22 protein-coding genes and 1 tRNA gene are annotated in these 24,083 nt (G+C 67.6%); 9 read left to right on the plus strand and 14 right to left on the minus strand.

The features are described from left to right. Positions 1–76 precede the first annotated feature (76 nt). Positions 77–415 carry a chorismate mutase gene (locus OG609_RS30555; protein WP_327275785.1) on the plus strand — a complete coding sequence of 113 codons (339 nt, stop codon included), beginning with the start codon at positions 77–79 and terminating at the stop codon, positions 413–415. 85 nt (positions 416–500) lie between these two features. Further along, positions 501–779, plus strand: coding sequence for a hypothetical protein (locus OG609_RS30560; protein WP_327275786.1), 279 nt, complete (start codon positions 501–503; stop codon positions 777–779). Here OG609_RS30560 and OG609_RS30565 read toward each other — a convergent pair. The 3 genes from OG609_RS30565 to OG609_RS30575 all read right to left on the minus strand — a co-directional run bounded on the left by OG609_RS30565 (position 773) and on the right by OG609_RS30575 (position 3,071). Continuing rightward, positions 773–1,591 (minus strand): hypothetical protein, encoded by an 819-nt coding sequence (locus OG609_RS30565; protein WP_327275787.1) that lies wholly within the window; start codon positions 1,589–1,591, stop codon positions 773–775. The two genes, OG609_RS30560 and OG609_RS30565, sit on opposite strands and share 7 nt — an antisense overlap. Before the next feature lie 96 nt (positions 1,592–1,687). Next, positions 1,688–2,242, minus strand: coding sequence for a TetR/AcrR family transcriptional regulator (locus OG609_RS30570; RefSeq protein WP_327275788.1), 555 nt, complete (start codon positions 2,240–2,242; stop codon positions 1,688–1,690). Further along, positions 2,235–3,071, minus strand: coding sequence for an alpha/beta fold hydrolase (locus OG609_RS30575; RefSeq protein WP_327275789.1), 837 nt, complete (start codon positions 3,069–3,071; stop codon positions 2,235–2,237). The genes OG609_RS30570 and OG609_RS30575 overlap by 8 nt, the downstream gene beginning before the upstream one ends. A gap of 296 nt (positions 3,072–3,367) precedes the next feature. On the opposite strand from OG609_RS30575, the gene OG609_RS30580 reads away from it, so the two are divergent. After that, on the plus strand, positions 3,368–3,895 hold the full coding sequence (locus tag OG609_RS30580; protein WP_327275790.1) for a hypothetical protein: 528 nt from the start codon (positions 3,368–3,370) through the stop codon (positions 3,893–3,895). 126 nt (positions 3,896–4,021) lie between these two features. Here OG609_RS30580 and OG609_RS30585 read toward each other — a convergent pair whose 3' ends face one another. Together OG609_RS30585 and OG609_RS30590 are read right to left on the minus strand one after the other, a co-directional pair. Further along, on the minus strand, positions 4,022–4,444 hold the full coding sequence (locus OG609_RS30585) for a hypothetical protein (RefSeq protein ID WP_327275791.1): 423 nt from the start codon (positions 4,442–4,444) through the stop codon (positions 4,022–4,024). Positions 4,445–4,794: 350 nt separating this feature from the next. Next, positions 4,795–5,331: a MarR family winged helix-turn-helix transcriptional regulator gene (locus OG609_RS30590; RefSeq protein ID WP_266362137.1), complete on the minus strand. Its 537-nt coding sequence runs from the start codon at positions 5,329–5,331 to the stop codon at positions 4,795–4,797. A gap of 152 nt (positions 5,332–5,483) precedes the next feature. Here OG609_RS30590 and pepN point away from each other — a divergent pair, with 152 nt between their 5' ends. From pepN to OG609_RS30605, 3 genes are all read left to right on the plus strand, one after another. Beyond that, the gene (gene pepN, locus OG609_RS30595) at positions 5,484–7,988 is read left to right on the plus strand and encodes an aminopeptidase N (protein WP_327275792.1); all 2,505 of its coding nucleotides are present in this window, start codon (positions 5,484–5,486) and stop codon (positions 7,986–7,988) included. Positions 7,989–8,217: 229 nt separating this feature from the next. Beyond that, complete coding sequence (locus OG609_RS30600) at positions 8,218–9,615, plus strand: pyridoxal phosphate-dependent decarboxylase family protein (RefSeq protein WP_327275793.1); 1,398 nt, start codon at positions 8,218–8,220, stop codon at positions 9,613–9,615. Next, entirely contained in the window at positions 9,612–11,030 is a 1,419-nt protein-coding gene (locus OG609_RS30605; protein ID WP_327275794.1) for a lysine N(6)-hydroxylase/L-ornithine N(5)-oxygenase family protein, read from the plus strand. Before OG609_RS30600 ends, OG609_RS30605 begins: the two co-directional genes overlap by 4 nt. A 98-nt stretch (positions 11,031–11,128) precedes the next feature. On the opposite strand, the gene OG609_RS30610 is transcribed toward OG609_RS30605, so the two are convergent. Continuing rightward, positions 11,129–12,940 carry a bifunctional metallophosphatase/5'-nucleotidase gene (locus tag OG609_RS30610; RefSeq protein WP_327275795.1) on the minus strand — a complete coding sequence of 604 codons (1,812 nt, stop codon included), beginning with the start codon at positions 12,938–12,940 and terminating at the stop codon, positions 11,129–11,131. 167 nt (positions 12,941–13,107) lie between these two features. On the opposite strand from OG609_RS30610, the gene OG609_RS30615 reads away from it, so the two are divergent. Beyond that, entirely contained in the window at positions 13,108–13,812 is a 705-nt protein-coding gene (locus OG609_RS30615) for an SIMPL domain-containing protein (protein ID WP_327275796.1), read from the plus strand. Between the two features lie 125 nt (positions 13,813–13,937). Continuing rightward, the gene (gene pyk / locus OG609_RS30620; protein WP_327275797.1) at positions 13,938–15,371 is read left to right on the plus strand and encodes a pyruvate kinase; all 1,434 of its coding nucleotides are present in this window, start codon (positions 13,938–13,940) and stop codon (positions 15,369–15,371) included. Positions 15,372–15,379: 8 nt separating this feature from the next. On the opposite strand, the gene OG609_RS30625 is transcribed toward pyk, so the two are convergent. Continuing rightward, the gene (locus OG609_RS30625) at positions 15,380–16,159 is read right to left on the minus strand and encodes a helix-turn-helix domain-containing protein (RefSeq protein WP_327278237.1); all 780 of its coding nucleotides are present in this window, start codon (positions 16,157–16,159) and stop codon (positions 15,380–15,382) included. A gap of 111 nt (positions 16,160–16,270) precedes the next feature. Further along, a tRNA-Leu gene (locus OG609_RS30630) sits at positions 16,271–16,343 on the minus strand. A gap of 102 nt (positions 16,344–16,445) precedes the next feature. Between OG609_RS30630 and OG609_RS30635 the strand changes: the two genes are divergently transcribed. Beyond that, positions 16,446–17,108 carry an ANTAR domain-containing response regulator gene (locus OG609_RS30635; protein ID WP_093896073.1) on the plus strand — a complete coding sequence of 221 codons (663 nt, stop codon included), beginning with the start codon at positions 16,446–16,448 and terminating at the stop codon, positions 17,106–17,108. Between the two features lie 74 nt (positions 17,109–17,182). Here the strand turns inward: OG609_RS30635 and OG609_RS30640 are convergent, their stop codons facing one another. From OG609_RS30640 to OG609_RS30665, 6 genes are all read right to left on the minus strand, one after another. Then, positions 17,183–17,899 (minus strand): ABC transporter ATP-binding protein, encoded by a 717-nt coding sequence (locus OG609_RS30640; protein ID WP_327275798.1) that lies wholly within the window; start codon positions 17,897–17,899, stop codon positions 17,183–17,185. Further along, a complete protein-coding gene (locus OG609_RS30645) occupies positions 17,896–18,819 on the minus strand; it encodes an ABC transporter ATP-binding protein (RefSeq protein WP_327278238.1) in 924 nt (307 codons plus the stop codon). Before OG609_RS30645 ends, OG609_RS30640 begins: the two co-directional genes overlap by 4 nt. Before the next feature lie 5 nt (positions 18,820–18,824). Next, on the minus strand, positions 18,825–20,621 hold the full coding sequence (locus OG609_RS30650; RefSeq protein ID WP_327275799.1) for a branched-chain amino acid ABC transporter permease: 1,797 nt from the start codon (positions 20,619–20,621) through the stop codon (positions 18,825–18,827). 5 nt (positions 20,622–20,626) lie between these two features. Then, positions 20,627–21,556 (minus strand): branched-chain amino acid ABC transporter permease, encoded by a 930-nt coding sequence (locus tag OG609_RS30655; RefSeq protein WP_037699258.1) that lies wholly within the window; start codon positions 21,554–21,556, stop codon positions 20,627–20,629. 110 nt (positions 21,557–21,666) lie between these two features. Continuing rightward, positions 21,667–22,875, minus strand: a complete 1,209-nt coding sequence (locus tag OG609_RS30660; protein ID WP_327278239.1) for a branched-chain amino acid ABC transporter substrate-binding protein — start codon at positions 22,873–22,875, stop codon at positions 21,667–21,669. A 669-nt stretch (positions 22,876–23,544) separates the two neighbouring features. Beyond that, positions 23,545–24,015 (minus strand): PaaI family thioesterase, encoded by a 471-nt coding sequence (locus tag OG609_RS30665; protein WP_327275800.1) that lies wholly within the window; start codon positions 24,013–24,015, stop codon positions 23,545–23,547. Positions 24,016–24,083 lie beyond the last annotated feature (68 nt).

Consider the following 24,083-nt stretch of genomic DNA (forward strand, 5'->3'; position numbering starts at 1 on the left):
CTTCGAATCCAAGGCGGAGGTCCCGGACACCGCGACGCCGCTGGCAATCGCGGGCGAGGTCGTAAGCTCGCTGACCATGACCACGAGGGACATCGACGAGTCCGTGAGCGCGGAACTGAACCGGCTGCGCGAGAGCATCGACAACATTGACGCCGCTGTTGTCCATATGCTCGCCGAGCGCTTCAAGTGCACCCAGCAGGTCGGCCACCTCAAGGCCGCCCACCAGCTCCCCCCGGCCGACCCGGCCCGCGAGAGCCGGCAGATCGCCCGGCTGAGGCAGCTGGCGGAGAGCGCGCATCTGGATCCGGCCTTCGCGGAGAAGCTGCTGAACTTCATCGTGGCGGAGGTCATCCGCCACCATGAACGGATCGCGGAGGAGTCGGCGACGAACGGGAAGACCGGCGCCGGGTCGTGAACGGGGGCAGGGCTTGAATCCTGCGGACCGACAGCCGAGGCTGTGACCACCGGGGGCGCTCCCGGTGGTCGGGGGGACGGTACGCATGGGTCTGCTTGCGCAAGGCGTCGCCGCAGTGGCCGGACGGGAACCGCCGCCCGCCTGGGTGACGGCCTCCCTCTGCCTCCTCCTGATCGGTGTCGGCGTGTTCGTCGCGGCGGACTTCCGGGGCATTCCGCGGCAGTGGCACGAGTGGATGGGCGGCAGGGAGGATGGAAGGTTCTCCCGTTCCTTCGCCCACCAGAGACTGATCGGGATCGGCTTGGCGGCCGGGGGAGTGTGGGGACTGGCGGCAGTCGCTCTCCACTTCTTGTCTTCTCAATGAGCTGAGGGCGGCTCGCCTCGAACCGAGGGCGGTTCGCCCGCCCGGTGCGATGGATACGGGCCGGACCGCCCGGCCGACCGCCTGCGCCTCGACCACGCCACCCAGGCACTTACCAGCAGACCGAGTCCCGTGGCCAGGACCACGAGCCCGGCCGAGGCCGACTCGTTGACATGGTGCCCGTTGCCCTGCGGCGTGGGCAGCCCGGCGGCCGCGTAGTGGGGGAGGAGCAGCAGTCCCGCTCCCACCAGCGCGGGCACCGCCCAGCCGACGCTTTCGCGGCGCGAGGACCGGGCGGACACCAGAGCACCCGCCGTCAGAAGCACCGCGCAGCCCAGTGCCGGCAGCACCGTGTAGGTCAGCCATTCGGACAGCAACGGCCGCCAGTACCACTCCGATTCGGGCCTCGGCCCGTCGAAGTAGTACAGGGTCCGCGGCTGCGGCGCACCCATGAAGTCCCGGACCGACCCGGGCACCAGCCCGCCCAGCAGCCCGCCGCCGAAGACCAGCCCCGCGAAACGCGGCACCCCGCCGTCCTCCTTCCGGCAGGCCGCACGGCCGATTCGGAGGCTCAGCACGGCACACCAGCCGGCCAGCAGCCCCAGGAACACGCCCTTGACCGCGCCGTAACCGATCGGAGTCCAGACATTCCAGGGGTAGTTCTCCATGTGCGCGGCGCGCCGGCTCCCCGCGAGACACCAGGCAACCGCACCCGCCGCCACGCCCCATGGCACGACCCCCACGGCCCGCCGCCGTGCGACGTCCGCGCCCGTCCCCGAAGCCCCACGCACCGCTTTGGACACTGCTTGCCTCATATGACCCATCTGCCCCAATGTCCCCGCCGAGCTCGGCTGTCGTTGATGATGCGGCTCTGTGATGCGTTTGGTCAGAGGTCTCTCATCATGGCCTGATCAATGAGGTGCGTGCAGACCTGTGATCATCATGTGGATCAGCAGGTCGTAGCTCTCGTCCAGCTTCTCCGGGAGCCCGAACGCGCCCTCGGCCTCCAGAACCGCGAAGCCGTGGACGGCCGCGCGCAGGCAGCGGGCTGCGTGGATCGCTGCGGAGTCTGCCATTCCATACGCACGGAAAGTGGCGAGCATGATGTTGATCAGTCGCGTCCCCGCCTCGGCCGTGCGCGGCTCGGGCGTCTGGATCAGCGCCGAGTATCGGTGGGGGTGCCGCAGCACGTAGTGCCGCCAGGCCATCATGAGCGCGCGGATCGCCTCGTCGGCGGAGCGGCCCAGCACGGCCTCACCGACCTGGTCCGCGATCTCGTTCATGATCCGCGCCGACATGAGGTCGCGCAGCTCTGCCAGATTGCGCACGTGCTTGTAGAGGGACGGGGTAGCGACGCCTGCCCGGCCGGCCACCGCCGACAAGGTCAGGGCGGCGGGGCCTCTCTCATCGATGATCAGCAGCGCGACATCGACGACGGCATCCGTGGTGAGCGCTGCCCTAGCCACGCGCGCCGACCTTGAGGAAGGCCAGGACGGCGGTAGCGACTTCGTCCGGGAACTGGACGTGCGGGTAGTGACCGGCTCCCTCGATCATCTCGAGCCTACCGAGCCCTGCGGGCATCTCGGCCACGATGCCCGCTCCCTCGGCCCTGGGGTCGACCCAGTCGGGGTCGAGTGTGCCCTCGATGACCAGGGCAGGGCACTGGATGGCGTCGAGACAGGCACCGGCGTCCGTGGGCGCGGACATGCCCATCTTGCTGACGACGGCCATCCGGCCGGGCCGGCGCAGGTCGGCGTCGAGGGCGGCGACATGGCCGGCGTAACCGGCGGGCTTGACTCCCGGGTAGGCATGGTCGAGGTAGCGCTTCCACAGCCCGACGCTGCGCAGCAGGCCGGCGCCCATGAGCAGGCCCATGCCCTTGCGGTAGCGGGTGTGGGACATCAGAGCACTCGGGCTGATCTTCTGTGCGCGGGTGAACGGGCTGATCTCGACGATGGCGCTGACCAGTTCGGGCTCCTGGGCCGCGGCGATGGTGGCGGCGCCGCCGGCGAAGGAGTGGCCCACGACGACAGCGGGGCCGCCCAGGTGCCTGATCAGGGCGAGGATGTCGGCCGCTGCGTCGGTGCGGGTGTAGGACGCCCAGCCGGTGCTGGACTCACCGTGGCCGCGCTGGTCCATGCTGGCGACCCGCAATCCGGCCGTCGCGAGCCGGGAGGCCACATCTCGGTAGGCCGCCCTGTTGTCACCCATGCCGTGGGCCAGCACGACCAGCGGGCCCTCGCCCGTCACCTCGTACGCGAGCTGTCCGCTGTCGATAGTCAAGAACTCGGTCACGTCCACCCTCCGGGGCTAATGAATATAGCCATCAAGCTAATGTGATTAGCCGATGGTGTCAACCCTCGTTCCAAGGGAGCGGGACCTCACCTCTGCGCGGGAGCGCCGCCGCTGTACACCGATGGGCGAGCTCGGAGGGCATCAGCTGCGCGCCCCGGCCTTCAGGCGGCAAGCGCTACGCGGGAGCGCACGTTCCTCGACTCTTCCCAAGGACGCCAGGCCGTGTCTGACAATGATCACGTTGCCGCTCGTTCTTGCCGAGGCGGAGGCGTACTCGAGATGGAAAGGTCTTGCACGTGATCAACCAACAGGGCAGCCCACGCCGCAAGTTCGTACTCGCAGACGGATTGACTCCCGCAGACATCGAGCATGTGCACCGCGAGGCGCTCCGTGTCCTGCGCTCCGACATCGACACAGCCCACCTCGACGCCTACAGCGACGAAGCCTGGCCGCCCGCCGTACTGAACTCCTGTGAACGCGCGCTGTCCCTCGCCCATGAGGAGGTCGCGAGCGGCGCTCGCTCCCAGCGGCACGACCTCGGGATGGGCATCGGCATCGACGTGCGCGACGACAAACAGTTCGAAGTGCTCGAGGACCTTGTTCCCTACACGATCAACGCCGAAGGCTGGCAAGGCAACTGCTCGATCTTCAGCGCGAACGACACGGGAACCTCTCTGTGCATTGCCGTCACCCAGGAGCAGGAGGCAGCACTCCTTTCCCGGCTGGACGCGCTGGGTGTCTCGTCGACGGCCCTTGCTCCCCTCCCACCCCGAAGGCGACGCTGGGGTGCCCTCGTGGCTCGGACGCGCGGAGTCGGAGAATGAGCGAGGTGAGGTGCAGCCCAACCTGTCATGGCGCCTGCCGACGCCTGCACCGCCACCACGCACGCAAGGCCGAGCACTTCCTGGCGCCCGTCGCCGTATCCGCGCCGCTCATCGTCCGGCGCCGCGTCACTCGGCGGAGCGATCGTGCGGCAGTGACGTCGGCCCATTACCGAAGTTGCGACTCAGCAGGGCGGTGAAAAGCTTCAGCCACCCCCTGTGGGGCTGGTTGTCCCTGTCGATCAGGAAACGCGCTGTCTGCAGTGGGTCACACGGCGGCTGACCTGCCTGGTGGAGTTGCCAGTAGCGGGCCACTCTCCGCTCCAGATCGGCCAGGTCAACTCCGTCGGTTCTGGTCAGAACGACCGGTCCCTCCCACGCTTCAGGGGCGGTGAGCGCCAGCACTCGACCGTCAGGGGTGTAGGCCGCCGTGTACTCGCCCTCCGACACATCGATCGCCTCCAGGTAGTTCGTGGCGTGCACGAAGGACTCGAAGACGTTCAGGTCTTCGTCCCGGTCGAAGACGAGCACGGCGTCGGGAGGGAGATCCATGCGAGCACTGTGACAGCCACTTCCGTCGTGCCTCCACCGAAATAGGCGGCGCCGCGGTCACGATCACGCGGCTTGGAGGCGGTCCATGAGCATGGTCCCTGATTGACGGCTTGGCTGCCTGAGGTGTCTCCCCGACCCGCATGTCGTGGCGCCCGACGGCGAGTACCGGACGTGCCGCGGTGACCGGGAATGACGAGGGTGGGCGCCCCTCACGGCGAGATCTCCTCCGGCGGGCGGTTCGCCGTCTCCTCCACGAAGGTGCCCGCCACCACCGCGCCCACCAGTGCCGAACAGACGTCCTCCGTCGCCGGACGGGCCCGATTTCCCGCCCGTCCGGCGATCAGGGACGCCTACGCGTCCTCCTCCGCCGCCAGCACCGACCGCTCCAGCTTCTCCAGCAACCGGGCCAGCTGCCGGCACTCCGCGGGAGTCAGCCCCGCCAGCATCCGCCGCTCATTGTCCAAGTGCTCCGCGAACAGCTCGTCGATCGTCGACAGACCTTCGTCCGTGAGCCGCGAGTGCACCACCCGACGGTCCTGAGGATCACGCTCCCGCAGGATCAGCCCGTCCTTCTCCAGACGGTCGATCCGCAGCGTGACCCCCGCCGAACTGATCAAACCGGAATCGGCCAGCTCACCCGCCGTACGACGGAACGGCGCCCCCGCCCTGCGCAGCGCCGTCAGCACATCGAACCCGGCCATCGACAGGCCCTTGCGCTCCACCGGCCGGGAGATCGCCGCGCTGTACCGCAGGAACGCCCGGTGCAGCCGGCCGAACACCTCCAGCGGAGCCGTATCCAGATCCGGCCGCTCCCGCCGCCAGTCCTCGACGATCGACGCCACCGCGTCCTGCCGCGTCGCGGAAGCGGAAGCTGCGTTCTTCGCCATTCCGGGCACTCCTCCGTACAGGAACACAACGGGTAAGAATCTTAGCCCTGAAAGGCCCACCGATCCTGCCCGCCCAGCTTCCCGCCGAGCCCTCGATCAGCCCTGGGAGAACCCGCCTGCGCCCCGCCCGGGCCGTACGGCAGCATGGGTGCATGTCCGTACTGACGCGCGACGAAGCGCAGACCCGAGCCCAGTTCCTCGACGTACACCGGTACACGATCGACCTCGATCTGACCGGAGGGGAGGAGACCTTCGACTCCCGCACCGTCATCCAGTTCACCGCAGCCGCGGCCGGAGACACGTTCGTCGAACTCAAGCCCGCCACGCTGCGCTCGATCAGCCTCGACGGACAGCCCCTCGACCCCGCCGACCTCACCGAGAACCGCTTCCCGCTCACCGCGCTCACCGCCGGCGCACACGAACTGCGCATCGACGCCACCATGCGCTACTCCCGCACCGGCGAAGGCATGCACCGCTTCACCGACCCGACCGACGGCGAGACGTACCTCTACACCCAACTGTTCATGGAGGACGTCCAGCGCGTCTTCGCCGCGTTCGACCAGCCCGACCTCAAATCCGTCTTCGAGCTCACCGTCACCGCCCCCGAAGGCTGGACCGTCCTCGGCAACGGCGTCGCAGAGCACCGCGGCGACGGCCGGTGGACCCTGGCGGCCACCCCGCTGATCTCCACCTACCTCGTCGCCGTCGCCGCAGGCCCCTGGCACTCCGTGACCACCGAACACGCCGGACTGCCCTTCGGTATCCACTGCCGCCGCTCACTCGCCCCGTACCTCGACGCGGACGCCGACGAGATCCTCGACATCACCCGCGCCTGCTTCGACCGCTTCCACGAGAAGTTCGACGAGCCCTACCCCTTCGACTCCTACGACCAGGCATTCGTCCCCGAGTTCAACGCGGGCGCCATGGAGAACCCCGGACTCGTCACCTTCCGCGACGAGTTCATCTACCGCTCCGCCGTCACCGACACCGAACGCCAGACCCGCGGCATGGTCATCGCCCACGAGATGGCCCACATGTGGTTCGGCGACCTCGTCACCCTCGCCTGGTGGGACGACATCTGGCTCAACGAGTCCTTCGCCGAGTACATGGGCTACCAGACCCTCGCCGAAGCCACCCGCTTCACCGACACCTGGGTCGACTTCGGCGTCGCCCGCAAGGGCTGGGGATACGACGCCGACCAGCGCCCCTCCACCCACCCCGTCGCCCCCGACCCCGCAGCCGTCCCCGACACCGCGTCCGCGATGCTCAACTTCGACGGCATCTCCTACGCCAAGGGCGCATCCGCCCTGCGCCAACTCGTCGCCTGGCTCGGCGAGAAGGACTTCCTGGCCGGCATCAACACCCACTTCGCCCGCCACAAGTTCGCCAACGCCACCCTCGCCGACTTCATCGACAACCTCGCATCGGCCACCGACCGCGACGTCCACGCCTGGGCCGACGCCTGGCTGCGCACCACCGGAGTCGACACCCTCACCCCCCGGGTCGAGGAGTCCGACGGCATGTGGTCCCTCACCGTCGACCACGACGGCAGCCGCCCCCACCGCATCGCCGTCGGCGCATACGACCACGCCCCGGACGCCCACCCCGGCCCCGACCGCCTCGTCCTGCGCGACCGGTTCGAGATGGACGTCCCCCAGAACGACACGGTCAAGGCGCTGCCCGGCCGACGCCCCGCCCTCGTCGTCCTCAACGACAGCGACCTCAGCTACGCCAAGGTCCGCCTCGACACCAAGTCCTGGGACACCGTCGTACGCGACCTGTCCGGCATCCCCGACGCACTGACCCGCGCCGTCGTCTGGAACACCGCCCGCGACCTGGTCCGCGACGGCGAACTCGCCCCCACCACCTACCTCGAAGCGGCCCGCGCACACCTCCCGCACGAGACCGACCTCGCCCTCGCCCAAGGCGTACTCGCCTTCGCCGACACCCAGATCGCCGGCCGCTACCTCGCCCCCGAGAACCGCCCCGCCGCCCTCGCCACCCTCACCTCCCTCTGCCGCGACCTCATCCGCCGCACCGAGGACGGCCACAACCCCGGCCTGCGCCTCGTCGCCGTACGCCACCTCATCGACGCCGCCACCCAGCCCGACACCATCCAGGACTGGCTCACCAACGGCACCGTCCCCGGCGGACCCGAACTCGACCCCGAACTGCGCTGGCGCATCCTCACCCGCCTCGCCGTCCTCGGCGCCGCCGACGAAACCGCCATCGCCGCCGAACTCGAACAGGACCCCAGCGCCACCGGACAGGAAGGCGCCGCCCGCTGCCGGGCAGCCCTCCCCACCCCCGAGGCCAAGGCCGCCGCCTGGCACACCCTGTTCAACGACGACAGCCTCTCCAACTACCTCTTCACCGCCACCGCCCAAGGCTTCTGGCAGCCCGAACAAGCCGACCTCGTACGGGACTACGTGCCCCGCTACTACCCCGAGGCGACCCGGCTCGCCGCCCGCCGCGGCCCCGCCATCGCCGAAGCCGCCGGCCGCTACGCCTTCCCCGCCTACGCCGTCGACGCCGACAGCCTCCACCTCGGCGAACAGGCCCTGAACGACAAGGACCTCATCCCGGCCCTGCGCCGCAAGCTCATCGACCAGATCGACGACCTGCGCCGCGCCCTCGCCGTACGCGACACCCACTGACCCAAACGGTCGGCACCACCCGTGCCCGGCGCCACCCCCACCACACAGGGAGGCGCCGGGCACACCCATATCCGACGCCACACCCATATCACCGAAACCCCCGACAACACCCCTCCACCCAACCCACATCCCCCTTTCGAGTTCAGATCACCGAGCTCAGCGGCCGCGCCCCCGAAAACCCGGACAAGCTGGCATGTCCACCCATGCGCACCCGAAGGGCCCCGCAACCATGCCCACCCCACCCCTCGCCGGCTCGACCACCGGCCCCGCCGCCCTGCGCCCCCTCATCGACACCGTCCTCACCGCACTGCACGACGGCGCCCACCGCCGCGACGGCCCCCTCCCCACAGGCGGACCCGACGCCGTCACCCCCCGGATGCGCACCGCCACCCACCCCGTCATCCCCGACCACGGCACCGGCCCCCACGACGCACTGCACACCCTCATCAGCGCCCTCGCCGAAGGCGCCGCAGACCCCGCAGACCCACTCTGCGCCGCCCACCTCCACACCCCACCCCTCGCCCTCGCCGCCGCCGCAGACCTCGCCGCCTCCGCCCTCAACCCCTCCATGGACTCCTGGGACCAGGCCCCCGCAGCCTCCGCCCTCGAAGCCGACATCACCGCCGCACTCGCCACCGAGATCTACCCCCACCAACCCTCACCCGACGCACTCATCACCACCGGCGGCACCGAAGCCAACCAACTCGCCCTGCTCCTCGCCCGCGAACGCAACGGCCCCGTACAGACCATCTGCGCCACAAACGCCCACCACAGCATCACCCGCGCCGCCTGGCTCCTCGGCCTCCCCGCACCCGTCGTCATCCCCGCCCCCACAGGCGTCATGGACCTCGCCGCACTCGACGAAGCCCTCACCGAACTCCACCGCCCCCTGCTCGTCACCGCCACCGCAGGCACCACCGACACCGGCCAGATCGACCCACTCGCCGACATCGCCGACCTCTGCACCACCCACGGCGCCGAACTCCACATCGACGCCGCCTACGGCGGACCCCTCCTCTTCAGCCCCACCCACCGAGGCAAGGTCCACGGCCTCGACCGCGCCCACAGCGTCACCCTCGACCTGCACAAACTCGGCTGGCAACCCGCACCCGCAGGAATCCTCGCCACCCCCGACCGCACCCACCTCGACGTACTCCACCACCGCGCCTCCTACCTCAACGCCGACGACGACACCGAAGCCGGCCTCCCCGACCTCCTCGGCCGCTCCCTGCGCACCACACGCCGCCCCGACGCCCTCAAGATCGCCGTCACCCTCAAAGCCCTCGGCCGCACCGGACTCGCCGACCTCATCGACCACACCATCGCCGCCGCCCACCACCTCGCCGACCTCATCGCCAAAACCCCCACCCTCGACCTCTACGACCGCCCCACCATCAGCACCGTCCTCTTCCGCCCCACCGACGCCGACGACAACACCGTCGCCACCATCCGCCGCACCCTCCTCACCCGAGGCCACGCCGTACTCGGCCGCGCCCACACAGACAACCGCCTCTGGCTCAAAGCCACCCTCCTCAACCCCCACACCACCCCCGACGACCTCCGCACACTCCTCGACCTCGTCAACCACCTCGCCAACGACCTCGCGGAAGGCAACACCCCCCGATGACCGACCTGCCCACCCCCGAGACCGACCAGCCACACGACCTCGTCGGCATCGGCATCGGCCCCTTCAACCTCTCCCTCGCCGCACTCGCCCACGGCATCCCCGGCAACCCCCACCCCCTCACCACCGCCTTCTACGAACAACGCCCCGCCTTCCACTGGCACCCCGGCCTCCTCATCGACGGAGCCAGCCTCCAAGTCCCCTTCCTCGCCGACCTCGTCACCCTCGCCGACCCCGCAAGCCCCTGGACCTTCCTCAACTACCTGCGCAACCGCGACCGGCTCTTCCCCTTCTACTTCGCCGAGCGCTTCCACATCCAACGCGCCGAATACGACGCCTACTGCCGCTGGGTCAGCGACCAACTCCTCGGCCTCCACTTCAGCCACCAGGTCGACGCCGTCCGCTGGAACAACGAACGCAGCCTCTTCGAAGTCGACTTCACCCAACTCGACACCGACGGCGAAGCCGAAGCACTCGGCCGCACACACACCCGCCACATCGCCCTCGGAATCGGCACCGAGCCCTACATCCCCGACCCCCTCAAACCCCTCACCGAAGCCGAATCCCTCCCCGTCATCCACTCCGCCGACTACCTCCACCACCGCGAAACACTCCTGAACGCCGAACACATCACCGTCATCGGATCCGGACAGTCCGGCGCCGAAATCTTCCTCGACCTCCTGCGCGCCCGCCCCACAGGCCACGAAAAACTCCACTGGCTCGCCCGCACCCAGGCCTTCGCACCCATGGAGTACTCCAAACTCGGCCTGGAACACTTCACCCCCGACTACAGCCGCTACTTCCACGCCCTGCCCGAATCCGTACGCGACGAACTCGTCCCCCACCAATGGCAGCTCCACAAAGGCATCGACGCCGACACCATCGCCGCCATCCACGACGAGCTCTACCGCCGAACCCTCCACGGCGGCTGGCCCGACGCCACCCTCACCCCCGGAGTCTCCGTACGCACCGCAGGACGCGTCGCCAACACCCGCATCGAACTCCACCTCGAACACACCCAGCAGAACACCCGATCCCGCCTCACCACCGACGCCGTCATCCTCGCCACCGGCTACCGCGAACGCTCCCTCGACCGCATCCTCACCGGCCTCGACCCCTACATGCGCCGCGACACCTCCGCACGCCCCCGCATCGACGACCGGTTCCGCCTCGTCCTCGACCCCACCGTCACCGGCAACGTCTACGTACAGAACGCCGAACGCCACACCCACGGCGTCGGCGCCCCCGACCTCGGACTCGCCGCCTGGCGCAGCGCCACCATCCTCAACAACCTCACCGACACCAACGCCTACCCCCTCCCGGAACGCACCGCCTTCACCACCTTCGGCCTCACCCCCCAGACCCCACCCGTCCCCACCCAGAACCCCGACCTCATCCCCCTCGTCCAAGGCAACTGACACCCGCCCCCCCACACACACAGACAGAAGGCGGCCGCCCCCTCCACAAGGAGAAGACGGCCGCCGACCCACACCAGTACACCCCCAGGGGCGACCGCCTAGAACACCGGCGTACCGTCCCGCGTCAGACGCCAGTCCACCGAAGCGAACCGCGCACCATCCACCGAACCCTTCGCCTGCACCCACGCGATGATCGTGTTACGGATCTCCTCCGAGTTCGCCCACAACTGCTTGGCACCCGGCACATGCGGGAAATTGCCACCACCGCTCGCCCGATAGTTGTTCACCGCCAGCACGAACCGAGCCGCCGGATCGATCGGCTTGCCCTCGAACGACAGATTCACGATCCGCGAACCATTCGGCTTCGCAATATCGATCTCGTACGTCAGACCCGACACCGCGTCGTAGTTGTAGTCCGGAGTGTTGTCCGCGTTCGTCAGCTTCGCCGTGTCCACCGGAGCACCGGCCGCCGTCTGCACGTAGTACCGGGCCGAGAACTCCAGATAATCCCTGATCTGCGCACCGGTCAGCAGCCGCGCCTCAAGGGTGTTCTCGAACGGGTACAGACCCGCCGCGTCCTTGATCGTCACATTCCCCGCCGGGATCTGCGCCGTACGCGAGAAACAGGACGCCTGCGAGAGGACGGGAAGCGCCGCGTACTCACCACCCGCCAGCGCCGCCTTCACCGTCTCCGCCTGGACGACATTGATCAGATCAATGATCGGCTCGTCCTTCCACGCTGCCTCCGCCGTCGTCATCGCCGCCGTGGACGTACCGATGACCTGATTGACGTACGCCACAACCTTCTCGTGCTCGTCCATGAGCAGCTTCGTGATCTCCGGATCCTCGGCCACGGTGTTGGAGTTCAACACCTGCGAACCCGCCTTCTCCACCACCCAGCGGCCCTTCTCCCACACCAGATCGAAGTCGAACAGCGTCAGCCGCTGCCCCCACTTCAACGGCTCCGAGAGCACCACCTTCTTGCCGGTCTGCTTGTTCTCCACGAAATACTCGGGAATCTCCAGATGCGCATGCCCGACCAGGATCGCGTCGATACCCGGAACCTGCTCGGCCACCAGACCCGCCGCATTCTCGACATACGGGACCTGATCACCGTACGACGACGTACCACTGGTGCCCGAGTGCGCCGAAACGATCACGACATCCGCACCCATGGAACGCAGCCGCGGCACGAACTTCGCCGCCTGCTCCTCCAGGCCGGGGAACACCATCTTCCCGCCGACATTCGCCTTGTCCCAGATGGCGATACCCGGGTTGGTCAGACCCAGGATCGCGACCTTCACATCCGGACCGTGCGGAGTACGCATCTTCTTGATCACGTACGGGGCGAACGCCGGCCGCAACGTCTTCGCGTCCAGCGCGTTCGCACCCAGCAGCGGGAAGTCGCACTGCTCCTCGAACTTCCGCAGCACCGGGATGCCGTAGTTGAACTCGTGATTGCCGAGCGCCGCGGCGTCATAGCCGATCGCGTTCATCGCCTGCGCCATCGGGTGCACCGGGCCGCGCTTCGCCGTGATCGGATCGATCTTGGCGTAGTAGTACGACAACTGGGTGCCCTGGATCGTGTCACCCGCATCGATCATCAGGGTGTTGTGGCGGCCCTTCTCCCGGCGCACCTGGTCCACCAGCGTCGAGATCTTCGCCAGACCGACGTCGTTGTGGGCCTTGTCGTCGAACTCCTTGTCGGTGAAGTAGTCCCAGTTGAAGACGTTCCCGTGCAGATCGGTGGTGCCCATCACGGTGAACGAGTACCGCTTCGGCGGACGCCCGTGGCCGTGCCCCTCGCCATGACCGTGGGCCGCGGCGGGAACGGCGGAACCACCAGCGATCGCCACACCGGCACCGGCGGCCGCCGATGTGCCCAGGAACGTCCTACGGTTCAGCGGCATTTCGTCTCCCACATCTCAGTTCTCATACAGCTCAGTTCTCGTACAGCTCAGTTCTCGCAGTGCACAACGCGCGTAGATAATGACCCACGAGCCACACCCGGCAACACCCCTTGCGGGTTTCGATCTGATGACCACCCGCTGTCGTACCCGGATGCGAGAGTGGACCCATGACCGACACCCCACCGCCCTACGGCACCCCCGACCACCCCCGCGTCGCCGTCCGAGGCGAAGCCCGCCTCGAAGTCGACCCCGAGACCGCCCACATCGGCATCACCGTCAGCGCCCGCGGAAAAGACCGCCGCGCAGCCCTCGAAGACCTCACCCGACGCAACAACCACGTCCTCGAACTCGCACGGTCCTACGGACAAGCAGTCGAAAAACTCGAAACCGGCGCATTCTCCATCACCCCCGAACTCACCCAACGCGGCCGCGACGAAAAAATCCGCGCCTACCACGGCCGCGTCCACGTCAGCGCCGTCCTCAACGACTTCACCGCACTGGGCGAATTCACCACCCGCGTCGCCGACCTCGACATGACACGCGTCAACGGCCCCTGGTGGGCCCTGCGCCCCGACTCACCCGCCCACGCGAACGCCCGCCGCCAGGCCGTACGCGAAGCCGTCCAACGCGCCCGCGAATACGCCGACGCCCTCGGCGCCCACCTCACCGCCCTGGTCGAACTCGCCGACCTCGGCGCGGAGAACGCCGCCCCGGCCATGGCCATGCCCGTCGCACCCGGAGGCATCCGGGGACGCGCGGCATACGGCGGGGCAGCCGCCGAACCCGCCCCGGCCCTCGACCTGGAACCACAACGCCAGACGGTCTACGCCCAGGTGAACGCCCGCTTCACCATGTCACCGCCAAAACTATAAAGAGAACGCTCATCCGAGCACCCCGGCGCACAATTCAACACTTGTCAATAACCCTTCACCCAAAGGTTGTTGGGTCGTCATGCGGGGCCAATTAACTACCCGTAGGTAAGGTCTAGGCTCAAACCATGCGCCGAGCAAAAATCGTCTGTACCCTGGGCCCCGCCACCGACACATACGACCAGATCAAGGCACTGGTCGAAGCGGGAATGGACATCGCCCGCCTCAACCTCAGCCACGGCACCTACACCGAACACGAAGAGCGATACCACCGTGTACGCAAGGCCTCCGACGAGAGCGGACACAGCGTCGGGATCCTCGCCGACCTTCAAGGCCCGAAGATCCGCCTCGGACGCTTCCGCGAAGGCCCCGTACTCCTTGAACGCGGCGACAGCTTCACCATCACCGTCGAACCCATGGAAGGCGACCGCCACACCTGCGGCACCACCTACGACGGCCTCGCCACCGACGTCACCACCGGCGAACACATCCTCGTCGACGACGGCCGCGTCACCCTCGAAGTCACCGAAGTGGACGGCCCCCGCGTACACACCACCGTCATCGAGGGCGGCATGGTCTCCGACCACAAAGGCCTCAACCTCCCCGGCGTCGCCGTCTCCGTCCCCGCACTCTCCGAAAAGGACATCGAAGACCTCCGCTGGGCCCTGCGCACCGGCGCCGACATCATCGCTCTCTCCTTCGTACGCAGCGGCCGCGACATCGAGGACGTCCACCGCATCATGGACGAGGAGGGCCGCCGCCTCCCCGTCATCGCCAAGGTGGAGAAGCCCCAGGCCGTCGAGAACATCGACGGCATCGTCGCCGCCTTCGACGGCATCATGGTCGCCCGCGGCGACCTCGGCGTCGAAATGCCGCTGGAACAGGTGCCGATCGTCCAGAAGCGCGCGATCAAACTCGCCAAACGCAACGCAAAGCCGGTCATCGTCGCCACCCAGATGCTCGACTCGATGATCGACAACTCCCGCCCCACCCGCGCCGAAGCCTCCGACGTCGCCAACGCGGTCATCGACGGCACGGACGCGGTGATGCTCTCCGGCGAGACCAGCGTGGGCAAGTACCCCATCGAGACGGTCCGCACGATGTCCCGCATCGTCGAAGCCGCCGAGGAGGACATCCTCGCCAAGGGCCTCCCGCCCCTGAACGACCGCAACAAGCCCCGCACCCAGGGCGGCGCGGTGGCCCGCGCGGCGGCCGAGATGGGCGACTTCCTCGGAGCCAAGTTCCTGGTCGCCTTCACCCAGAGCGGCGACACGGTCAGGCGCCTCTCCCGCTACCGCTCACCCATCCCGCTCCTGGCCTTCACCCCGGACCCGGCCACCCGCTCCCAGCTGAACCTGACCTGGGGCGTCGAGACCTTCCTCGGCCCGCACGTGGAATCGACGGATGCGATGGTGGCCCAGGTCGACGAGGAACTGCTGAAGATCGGCCGCTGCGAGAAGGGCGACATCGTGGTCATCACGGCCGGCTCCCCGCCGGGAGTCCCGGGCTCGACGAACCTGGTCCGGGTGCACCACATCGGTGAGGACGACAGTCCGAAGTAGATCGGTCGTCAGTACTTCGGCCCGACGTGGGCGTCCATGAGAGCGACGGACGCCCGTCGGGCGACGGAGATGTTGTACCCCTTGCCTGCACGGGTGCAGTGCGTCCACTCGATGCCGAGCTTGTCGAGGGTGTCGGTGTAGAGCTGCCGGATGTCGTCCGAGACGTTCGTGAACCAGTACCGCGGATACTCGTACCGCTTCCGCACGCCACCGACCATCCGAGTCGTCCAGTTCATGTTCCGGCAGCCGTCGGAGTGGATGAGTCCGCGGATGAAGTCCCAGGGGTGGGCGTCGACGATTTCCTGCTGCCAGGGTTCGAGGATGATGGGGCGCTCGTGCTTCCTGCCGGGGCCGTGTTGTGGGAATACGCATGTCCAGTGCTTTGTATAGGACTTGACCTCGACGCAGCCGTTTCTCTGGCGGCGTCCGGTGCGTGGCATGGGCATCACCCTGCGCATTGCCGATTCTGCTTCTTCGATCAGGCCGGGCCATGTGTCGCCGCAGAAGATCGACAGGTGGTGCTGCTTGGGCTTGGAGACGATGTGGCCGTCGCCGAGGTAGAGCCCCAGTAGATACGCGTACGCAGCGCGATCGATGCTCCGACCCGTACATGCAGGGCAGTCGGTGGGCTGCTCATATTGCACGCCGCGGCTCTTGCGGTCTTGGTGCAGCCACCAGCCGATTGTTCCACGAGGAACGTTGAGGAGTTCTGCAACCGCTCGATTGGTGGAGCCACTCCGCAAGAGGGTGAGCGCTTCGTCACGTATCGATGGATTGTGCTGTTCCATGGAGTGGAGTCTTGTGCGACCTTCGCTGGCGTGCGCCGGAATCGAAGGCGCGTTCACCGACAAGGATGAAGATCGCAAACAGGCGTCTTAACCTTGGAATCGAAGGGGGAGTGCCCCGAGTCGGATTCGAACCGACGCTGTATGGGTTTTGAATCCATGGCCTCTACCGCTGGGCTACCGGGGCCCCTTCGAAACGAAGGAACCCGAAGGACCTCCGTGCCTCAAACATACCGTAACTAGGTAGGCTCTTGGCAGCAGTACCCCTGTCTTGAACAAGGAGCCTCCAGTGACCGCCCCCGAGTCGCCCCAGCCCGTCGCCGACGACGACAAGTCGCACGTTCCGCCGCTGACGACCCGCGTCGTCATCGCCGAGGACGAGGCGCTCATCCGTCTCGACCTCAAAGAGATGCTGGAGGAAGAGGGCTACGCGGTCGTCGGTGAGGCCGGGGACGGGCAGAAGGCCGTCGAGCTCGCCCGGGAGCACCGGCCGGACCTGGTCATCCTCGATGTGAAGATGCCGATCCTGGACGGGATCTCCGCCGCGGAGAAGATCGCCGAGGAGTCCATCGCGCCGGTCCTGATGCTCACCGCGTTCTCGCAGCGCGATCTCGTCGAGCGGGCGCGGGACGCCGGGGCGATGGCGTATCTCGTGAAGCCGTTCAGCAAGAGCGATGTGGTGCCGGCCATTGAGATGGCGGTGTCGCGGTTCGCGGAGCTGAAGGCGTTGGAGGGTGAGGTCGCCGACCTCGCGCAGCGGCTGGAGACGCGGAAGTTGGTGGATCGGGCGAAGAGCATTCTGCAGACGGATTACGGTCTGTCGGAGCCGGCCGCGTTCCGGTGGATCCAGAAGACGTCGATGGACCGGCGGCTGTCGATGCAGCAGCTTGCCGAGGCGTTGATCGAGGATGCCGAGGAGAAGAAGAGGGCGGCGAAGGACGGCGACCAGTAGGTACGCGTACTTGAGAGAGGCCCGTACCCCGGATCGATCGGGGTGCGGGCCTTACTCGTTCGGTCGGGCGGGGTTCAGTCCTCGCCGAGGTAGGCCTTGCGGACGGACTCGTCGTGGAGGAGGTCCGCGCCGGTGCCGGAGAGGACGATCTTGCCGACCTCCATGACGTGGCCGTGGTCGGCGAGGGAGAGCGCGGCCTGGGCGTTCTGCTCGACGAGCAGGATGGTGGTGCCCTGTGCCTTGAGTTCGACGATGGTCTCCACGATCTTCTGCATCATGATCGGGGAGAGGCCCATGGAGGGTTCGTCGAGCATCAGGAGCTTGGGCTGGCACATCAGGGCCCTGCCCATGGCGAGCATCTGCTGTTCGCCGCCCGAGAGGGTTCCGGCGGCCTGCTTGCGGCGTTCCCCGAGGATGGGGAAGAGGTCGTAGGCGCGCTGGATGTCCTTTTCGATGCCTGCCTTGTCGTTGCGGAGGTAGGCGCCGAGCTGGAGGTTCTCGGTGATCGTCAGCCGGGGGAAGATGTGTCGTCCCTCGGGGGAGTGGGCGAGGCCGAGGGAGACGATCTTGTGGGCCGGGATGTTGTTGAGCGGTTTGCCGTCGAAGAGGATGCTGCCGCCGACGGGCTTGAGGAGCCCGGAGAGGGTGCGCAGGGTGGTGGTCTTGCCCGCACCGTTGGTGCCGATGAGGGTGACGACCTGGCCGGCTTCGACGGTGAAGGAGATGCCCTTGACGGCTTCGATCTTGCCGTAGGCGACGCGGAGGTCCTCGACCTCTAGCAGTGCGGTCATCGGGTGTCCTCCTCCTCGGTGCTGGTGGTGTCGGTGGCGTCAGCGGTGCCGGTGGTGTCGGCGGTGCTGTCGGCCGTCTTGGTGGCGCCTGCTTCGGCGGCTTCGACTTCGGCGACTTCTTCGGCGCCGGGGGCGCCTTCGAAGGGGGTGCCGAGGTAGGCGGCGACGACGCGTTCGTCGCTCTGGACGACGTCGGAGGTGCCTTCGACGAGTTTCTCGCCCTGGACGAGGACGGCGACGCGGTCGCAGAGGTTGAAGATGAACCGCATGTCGTGCTCGATGACGAGGACGGCGATGCCCTGGTCGCGGATGGCGAAGATGAGTTCTTCGGTGACGCGGGTTTCCTGCGGGTTCATGCCGGCGGTGGGCTCGTCGAGGAGCAGGAGTCCGGGGTCGCTGGCCAGTGCGCGGGCGATTTCCAGCTTGCGCTGGTCTCCGTAGGGGAGGTTGCGCGCGAGGTGGTCGGCCTTGTCCTGGAGGCCGATGAACTCCAGGAGCTGCATTGCTCGTTCGCGGCTGGCGTGTTCGGCCTTGGTGAAGCCGGGGAGCCGCAGGAGGGCGGACCAGAGGCCTTCCTTGGTTCTGGTGTGGCGTCCGACGAGGACGTTTTCCAGGACGGTCATGTTGGCGAAGAGCCGGATGTTCTGGAAGGTGCGGGCGATGCCTGCCTGGGTGACGAGGTGGGGCTTGGGCGGCAGGACGGTGCCCTTGTAGCTGACCTTGCCCTCGGTGGGGACGTACAGGCCGGTGAGGCAGTTGAAGAAGGTGGTCTTACCGGCGCCGTTGGGGCCGATGAGGCCGACGATCTCGCCCGCGTTGACGGTGAGGTCGACGTTGCGTACGGCGGTGAGGCCGCCGAAGCGCATGGTGACGCCGCTTGCGTCGAGGACGGTGGTGGCGGTTTTCGTGGTGGTGGTCATGGTGGTCACGCCCCCGCCTTGGCGATGCCGGCGCCGGTCTCTTCGGACTGCCGTGGCTCCGGTACGTCGAGCTGGTCGGTCTCGTGGAATTCGAGCTGCTTCCTGCGGTCGGCGACCAGGCCTTCGGGGCGCAGGCGCATCAGGAGGATGAGCGCGACGCCGAAGAGGAAGAGCTGGTAGTCCTGCATGAACTGCAGCTTGGCCGGGATGAGGTAGAGCAGTGCGGCGCCGACGAGGGGGCCGCTGAGGGTTCCCATGCCGCCGAGGATGACGGCGGCGAGGAGGAATGCGGAGTTGGGCGGTACGGAGCCGGCGAACTGGTACTGCTCGGGTGTCACGGTGTAGTTGACGTGTGCCTGGACGGTTCCGGCGAGGCCGGCGAGGGTGGCGCCGAGGGCGAAGGCCAGCAGTTTGAGCCGGAAGGCGTTGATGCCCATGGCGGTGGCTGCGGTCTCGTCCTCGCGGATGGCGACCCAGGCGCGGCCGATGCGGGATTCTCCGGAGCGGCGGAAGACGAGGACGACGACGGCGGTGAAGACGAGCATCAGCAGGTAGTAGTTGGCGGACCTGCCGAGGTTGAAGCCGAGGATGTCGTGCTTGAGCCCGAAGTCGAATCCGAAGAAGTTGAGGTCGGGGATGCTCGGGATGCCCTGGGAGCCGTTGGTGAGGTCGGGTCCGCTGTTTCCGTTGAGGTTGTTCACGGTGAGGCGGAAGATTTCACCGAAGCCGAGGGTGACGATGGCCAGGTAGTCGCCGCGTAGTCGCAGGGTGGGGGCGCCGATGAGGACGCCGAAGACGAGCGAGGCGGCGGCGCCGGTGAGGACGGCGGCCCAGAAGGGGAATTCGACGCCGATGGCCGACATGGTGGAGCCGGAGACCAGGGCGGCGGCGTAGGCGCCGACGCCGAGGAAGGCGACGTATCCGAGGTCGAGGAGGCCGGCGAGGCCGACGACGACGTTGAGGCCGAGTGCCACGGTCGCGAAGATGAGGATGTTGGCGCCGATGAGCGCGTATTCCTCCTTCTGCTGTGTGAACGGGAAGCAGACGGCTGCGACGAGGGCGGCGGCGAGGGTGATGTTGCGGTGCTTCGTGGTCAGTGTGGTGAGGCGGGAGACGAGTCCGGCGCGGTGGAGTGCGGTGAAGGCGAAGCCGACGGTGATGAGGAAGCCGATGAAGAGTTCGGCGTAGTCGGTGTCGATGCCGTAGGCGAAGACCTGGAGGCCGATGCCGAAGGCTACGGCGATGGTGAGGATTTCGGCCCAGGCGGGGAGGGTCTTGGCGCGGCGGGCCGGCGGGGCGCTGAGGCTGTTGCGGAAGCGTTGCCAGGCGCCGGCCGCTGTGGTGCTGGGGAGCTGCTGGTCGCCGGGGAGTCCGAGTGCGGCGACGGCGGCGATGAGTGCGCCGATGCCGCTGACCCAGGCGCCGGGTTCCAGGTTGACGACGCCGCCGAGGTCGTACGCGATGGCGCCGATGGTGTAGCCGGTGGTGCCGAAGGTGCCGAGCGCCAGGAGGCGGACGGGGCTGTTGGTGCCGCCGGGGGTGAGCCAGCCGAGGCCTCGGATGCCGTATCCGGACAGCGCGAAGAGCAGGGTGAGTGCGGCGCTGATGAGGGTGAGGACCTGGAGGCCGCCGGGGTAGCCGGTGACGGTGAGGTCGCCGGGGAATTCGCTGGTCCAGGTCCAGGCGAGGAAGGTGCCGGCGAGTGCGACGGCGGCGCCTGCGAGGGTGGCGATGCGGGCCGCGGCTGCGGGGATCGCGAGGAAGGGGGCGGCCCCGGGTGCGGTGGTGTGGTTGGTGGTCATCGGTATCACGCCCGATCCGCGACGCGTTCGCCGAGCAGGCCCTGGGGGCGGAGCAGCAGGACGATGATGAGGAGGACGAAGGCCCATACGTCCTTCCAGGCGCCGCCGCCGAAGAGTTCCATGCCGGGGACGTTGCTCATGTAGCCGGTGGCGAGGGATTCGGCGATGCCGAGTACGACGCCGCCGAGCATGGCGCCGTAGATGTTGCCGATGCCGCCGAGTACGGCTGCGGTGAAGGCCTTGAGGCCCATGATGAAGCCCATTTTGAAGCCGATCTGGCCGTTTTTGAGCCCGTAGGCGACGGCGGCGACGGCGGCGAACGCGGCACCGATGGCGAAGGCCATGACGATGATGCGGTCGGTGTTGATGCCCATGAGTTTTGCGGTGTCGGGGTCCTGGCTGGTGGCCTGCATGCCGCGGCCGGAGCGGGTCTTGGAGACGAAGAGCCCGAGGGCGAGCATGCAGATGGGTGCCGTGATGAGGACGAAGAGGTCACCGCGTTGGATGTGGGCGCCGAAGATGTCGATCGCTTCGCCCTTGAACTGGGGGAAGGAGCGATCTTTCTTGGCGTCGGGGTACCACTTCCAGATGGCCTGCTGGAGTGCGAGGGAGAGTCCGATCGCGGTGATCAGCGGGGCCAGTCGGGGGGCGCCCCGCAGGGGCCGGTAGGCGAAGCGTTCGGCGGCTGTGCTGACGGCGACGGAGCATATGACGCCGCCGATGATCATGAGTGGGATGATTGCGAGGAGGGAGACGCCGGCCGGCATCCAGAGGTACACGGTGAGAGCTCCGAAGCCTCCGATCATGAAGATCTCGCCGTGGGCGAAGTTGATGAGCTGGATGATTCCGTAGACCATCGTGTAGCCGATCGCGATGAGACCGTACATCGCGCCGAGGATGAGTCCATTGGCCAGCTGTTGCGGCAGTTCGTTCACCGCAGGGCCTCCGTGGAGTGGTTCGGATATGGCACCGCGCGGGAGCGCTGGTAGCGCTCCCGCGCGGTCTGGTGTCAGTCAGTGCGTGTCCGGGAGGGCACGGCTGGGGGTCAGGGCTTGTAGGCCTCGCTGAGCTTGGAGGTCCACTTGCCGCCGTCGACCTGGTAGGCGGTCATCATGGTGTTGGTGGTGTCGCCGTACTCGTCGAAGGAGACGGGGCCGGTGACGCCGTCGAACTTGACCTTGCTCATGGCGTCGAGGACCTTGACGCGGGCGTTGTCGGGGAGCTTGCCGTTGTTCTCGGAGACGGCGAGCTTGACGGCCTCGATGATTGCCCAGGTGGCGTCGTAGGTGCCGCCGCCGTAGGCCTCGTAGGCGTCCTTGTATCCGGCCGTCTTGTAGTCCGCGATGAACTTCTTGGCGGAGTCGAGTTCCTCGACGGGCTTGCCGACGGAGGTGGCGATGTCGCCCTGGGCCTTCTTGTTGAGCTTGATGAAGTCGGCGCTGTACATGCCGTCGCCGCCCATGAGGGGGATCTGGACGCTGTCCTTGAGCTGCTGGCTCAGGGGTGCGCCGGCGGGGTACTCGCCGCCGTAGTAGACGGCCTTGGCGCCGGACTTCTTGACCTTGGTGACGACGGCGTTGAAGTCGCGGTCGTCGGGGTTGACGTGGTCGGAGCCGACGATCTTGCCGCCGAGGGTGGTGAAGGTCGCCTTGAAGGAGGCGGCGAGACCGGCGCCGTACGGCTTCTGGTCGTCGATGAGGTAGACCTGCTTGATCTTCGCGTCGTTGAAGAGGTACTTCGCTGCGAAGGCGCCCTGGATCTGGTCCGTGGTGGCGGTGCGGAAGTAGGTCTTGTAGGGGCGCTTCTTGTCGCCGGTCTTCCAGTTCTCGCCCTGGGTGAGTTCGGTGCCCGTGTTGGCGGGGGAGACCTGGGTGAGGCTGGCGTCGTTGAGCGGCTTCTGCATCGACTGGGAGACGCCGGAGTTCAGCGGGCCGACGACGCCGACGACGGTGTCGTCGTCGATGAACTTCTGGGCGTTCTGCTGGCCGACGGAGGGCTGTGCCTGGTCGTCGAGCGGCTTGACCTCGAACTTGATGCCGGGGACGGTCTTTTCCTTGTTCGCCGTCTTGGCGGCGAGGTCCGCGGAGTTCTTGATGCCGAGGCCGAGGGCGGACAGGTCGCCGGTGATGGGCGCGTCGACGCCGATGACGACGGTCTGGGTGTCGCCGCTGCTGCTCTTCTTGCTGTCGTCGCGCGACCCGCAGGCGGTGAGTGTCAGTGCTCCTGTGGTGAGCACTGTGGTGAGGATGAGCAAAGAACGGTGTCGCACGAAAGGTCCTTTCCCTGGCGCGGCCTCCTCTGCTTGAGGTGCCGTGTCGTTCGCCGGGCCGTACTGGTTGGTACAGGGCCGTGCTGCAGACGCGCCCGGCGGCGCGGTGACTGGCGGTGACTCTAGGCGCAGGTGTGGGGGTCCGGGATGGGTCCGCCGCAGGATGTGACTGTCTTGTTATGCCCTTGAGCAAGGCTTGAGGTGGCTGTGCGGACATGTACGGCTTTTTGCCGGTCGGTGAAATGACCGCATCGTGAGAACGCGCAGCTCTGCTAAGGGGCTTGAGCTGATCTTGCTGCTGTCGCGTGTCGAGGGGTGAAGTGGACGTTATGAGGGCATGACGAGTCGCCCGGCGTCTGTGGGGCCGGGTTCCGAGTGCTGCGCGGAGACGTTGCGCATTGCGTACTTGTTACGCAGTGTTACATCGAGGTCGATGTGGTCGACGCGGTGTGGTGTGCGCGGGGTGCGTGTCGGGTGTGGCTGGGGTGCTGAGTTGGTCATACAACCAGCTTTGCGGTCAAGGGTGTTGGCCGGTTCGGTTGCTCAATGATGCCTTGAGTATGGGTGGTTGTGGGTGGGAATGGCGCTGCCCGGCCGGAATGCGGTCCGGCCGGGCAGTGGTGTCGGGGGTGTCGTGCGGTGCGTTTCGGTCGGTCAGGCGGCGTCGTTCTGCGGTGCGTTGCGGAGCATGCAGGTGAGGCGGGCGGTGCAGACCCGCTTGTCGTGCTCATCGGTGATGACGATCTCGTACGTGGCGGTGGAGCGGCCGCGGTGTACGGGGGTGGCGACGCCCGTGACGAGTCCGCTCCGTACCCCTCGGTGATGGGTGCAGTTCAGGTCGACACCGACAGCGAGCTTGGTGACGCCGCCGTGGAGCATGGAGCCGACCGAGCCGAGGGTTTCGGCGAGGACGGCGGAGGCGCCGCCGTGGAGCAGTCCGTACGGCTGGGTGTTGCCCTCGACGGGCATGGTGCCGACGACGCGGTCCGCGGAGGCTTCGACGATCGTGACGCCCATCCGCTCGCCGAGGTGGCCGGCGGAGAAGAGTGCGGGCAGGTCGACGCCGAGTGCGGCGTACTCGTCGATGATCTCCTGGGGGAACTTGGGTGCGGTGTGCTCGCCCATGGGGTCCGGCTCCGATCGTCTGCGTGGTTCATAGCTTTATTGCTGTGTGCATCGTTCTTATCAGACGA

The sequence above is a fragment of the Streptomyces sp. NBC_01224 genome (genome assembly GCF_036002945.1).
Classification (GTDB): domain Bacteria; phylum Actinomycetota; class Actinomycetes; order Streptomycetales; family Streptomycetaceae; genus Streptomyces.

Bases quoted from the DNA above. Each gene is read 5' to 3' on its own strand.
- pepN (WP_327275792.1), top strand. From the start codon at position 5,484: ATGTCCGTACTGACGCGCGACGAAGCGCAGACCCGAGCCCAGTTCCTC.
- OG609_RS30640 (WP_327275798.1), bottom strand. From the start codon at position 17,899: ATGACCGCACTGCTAGAGGTCGAGGACCTCCGCGTCGCCTACGGCAAG.
- OG609_RS30615 (WP_327275796.1), top strand. From the start codon at position 13,108: ATGACCGACACCCCACCGCCCTACGGCACCCCCGACCACCCCCGCGTC.
- OG609_RS30555 (WP_327275785.1), top strand. From the start codon at position 77: ATGACCACGAGGGACATCGACGAGTCCGTGAGCGCGGAACTGAACCGG.
- OG609_RS30560 (WP_327275786.1), top strand. From the start codon at position 501: ATGGGTCTGCTTGCGCAAGGCGTCGCCGCAGTGGCCGGACGGGAACCG.
- OG609_RS30650 (WP_327275799.1), bottom strand. From the start codon at position 20,621: ATGACCACCAACCACACCACCGCACCCGGGGCCGCCCCCTTCCTCGCG.
- OG609_RS30665 (WP_327275800.1), bottom strand. From the start codon at position 24,015: ATGGGCGAGCACACCGCACCCAAGTTCCCCCAGGAGATCATCGACGAG.
- OG609_RS30645 (WP_327278238.1), bottom strand. From the start codon at position 18,819: ATGACCACCACCACGAAAACCGCCACCACCGTCCTCGACGCAAGCGGC.
- OG609_RS30605 (WP_327275794.1), top strand. From the start codon at position 9,612: ATGACCGACCTGCCCACCCCCGAGACCGACCAGCCACACGACCTCGTC.
- OG609_RS30600 (WP_327275793.1), top strand. From the start codon at position 8,218: ATGCCCACCCCACCCCTCGCCGGCTCGACCACCGGCCCCGCCGCCCTG.
- OG609_RS30625 (WP_327278237.1), bottom strand. From the start codon at position 16,159: ATGGAACAGCACAATCCATCGATACGTGACGAAGCGCTCACCCTCTTG.
- OG609_RS30610 (WP_327275795.1), bottom strand. From the start codon at position 12,940: ATGCCGCTGAACCGTAGGACGTTCCTGGGCACATCGGCGGCCGCCGGT.
- OG609_RS30565 (WP_327275787.1), bottom strand. From the start codon at position 1,591: ATGAGGCAAGCAGTGTCCAAAGCGGTGCGTGGGGCTTCGGGGACGGGC.
- pyk (WP_327275797.1), top strand. From the start codon at position 13,938: ATGCGCCGAGCAAAAATCGTCTGTACCCTGGGCCCCGCCACCGACACA.
- OG609_RS30585 (WP_327275791.1), bottom strand. From the start codon at position 4,444: ATGGATCTCCCTCCCGACGCCGTGCTCGTCTTCGACCGGGACGAAGAC.
- OG609_RS30590 (WP_266362137.1), bottom strand. From the start codon at position 5,331: ATGGCGAAGAACGCAGCTTCCGCTTCCGCGACGCGGCAGGACGCGGTG.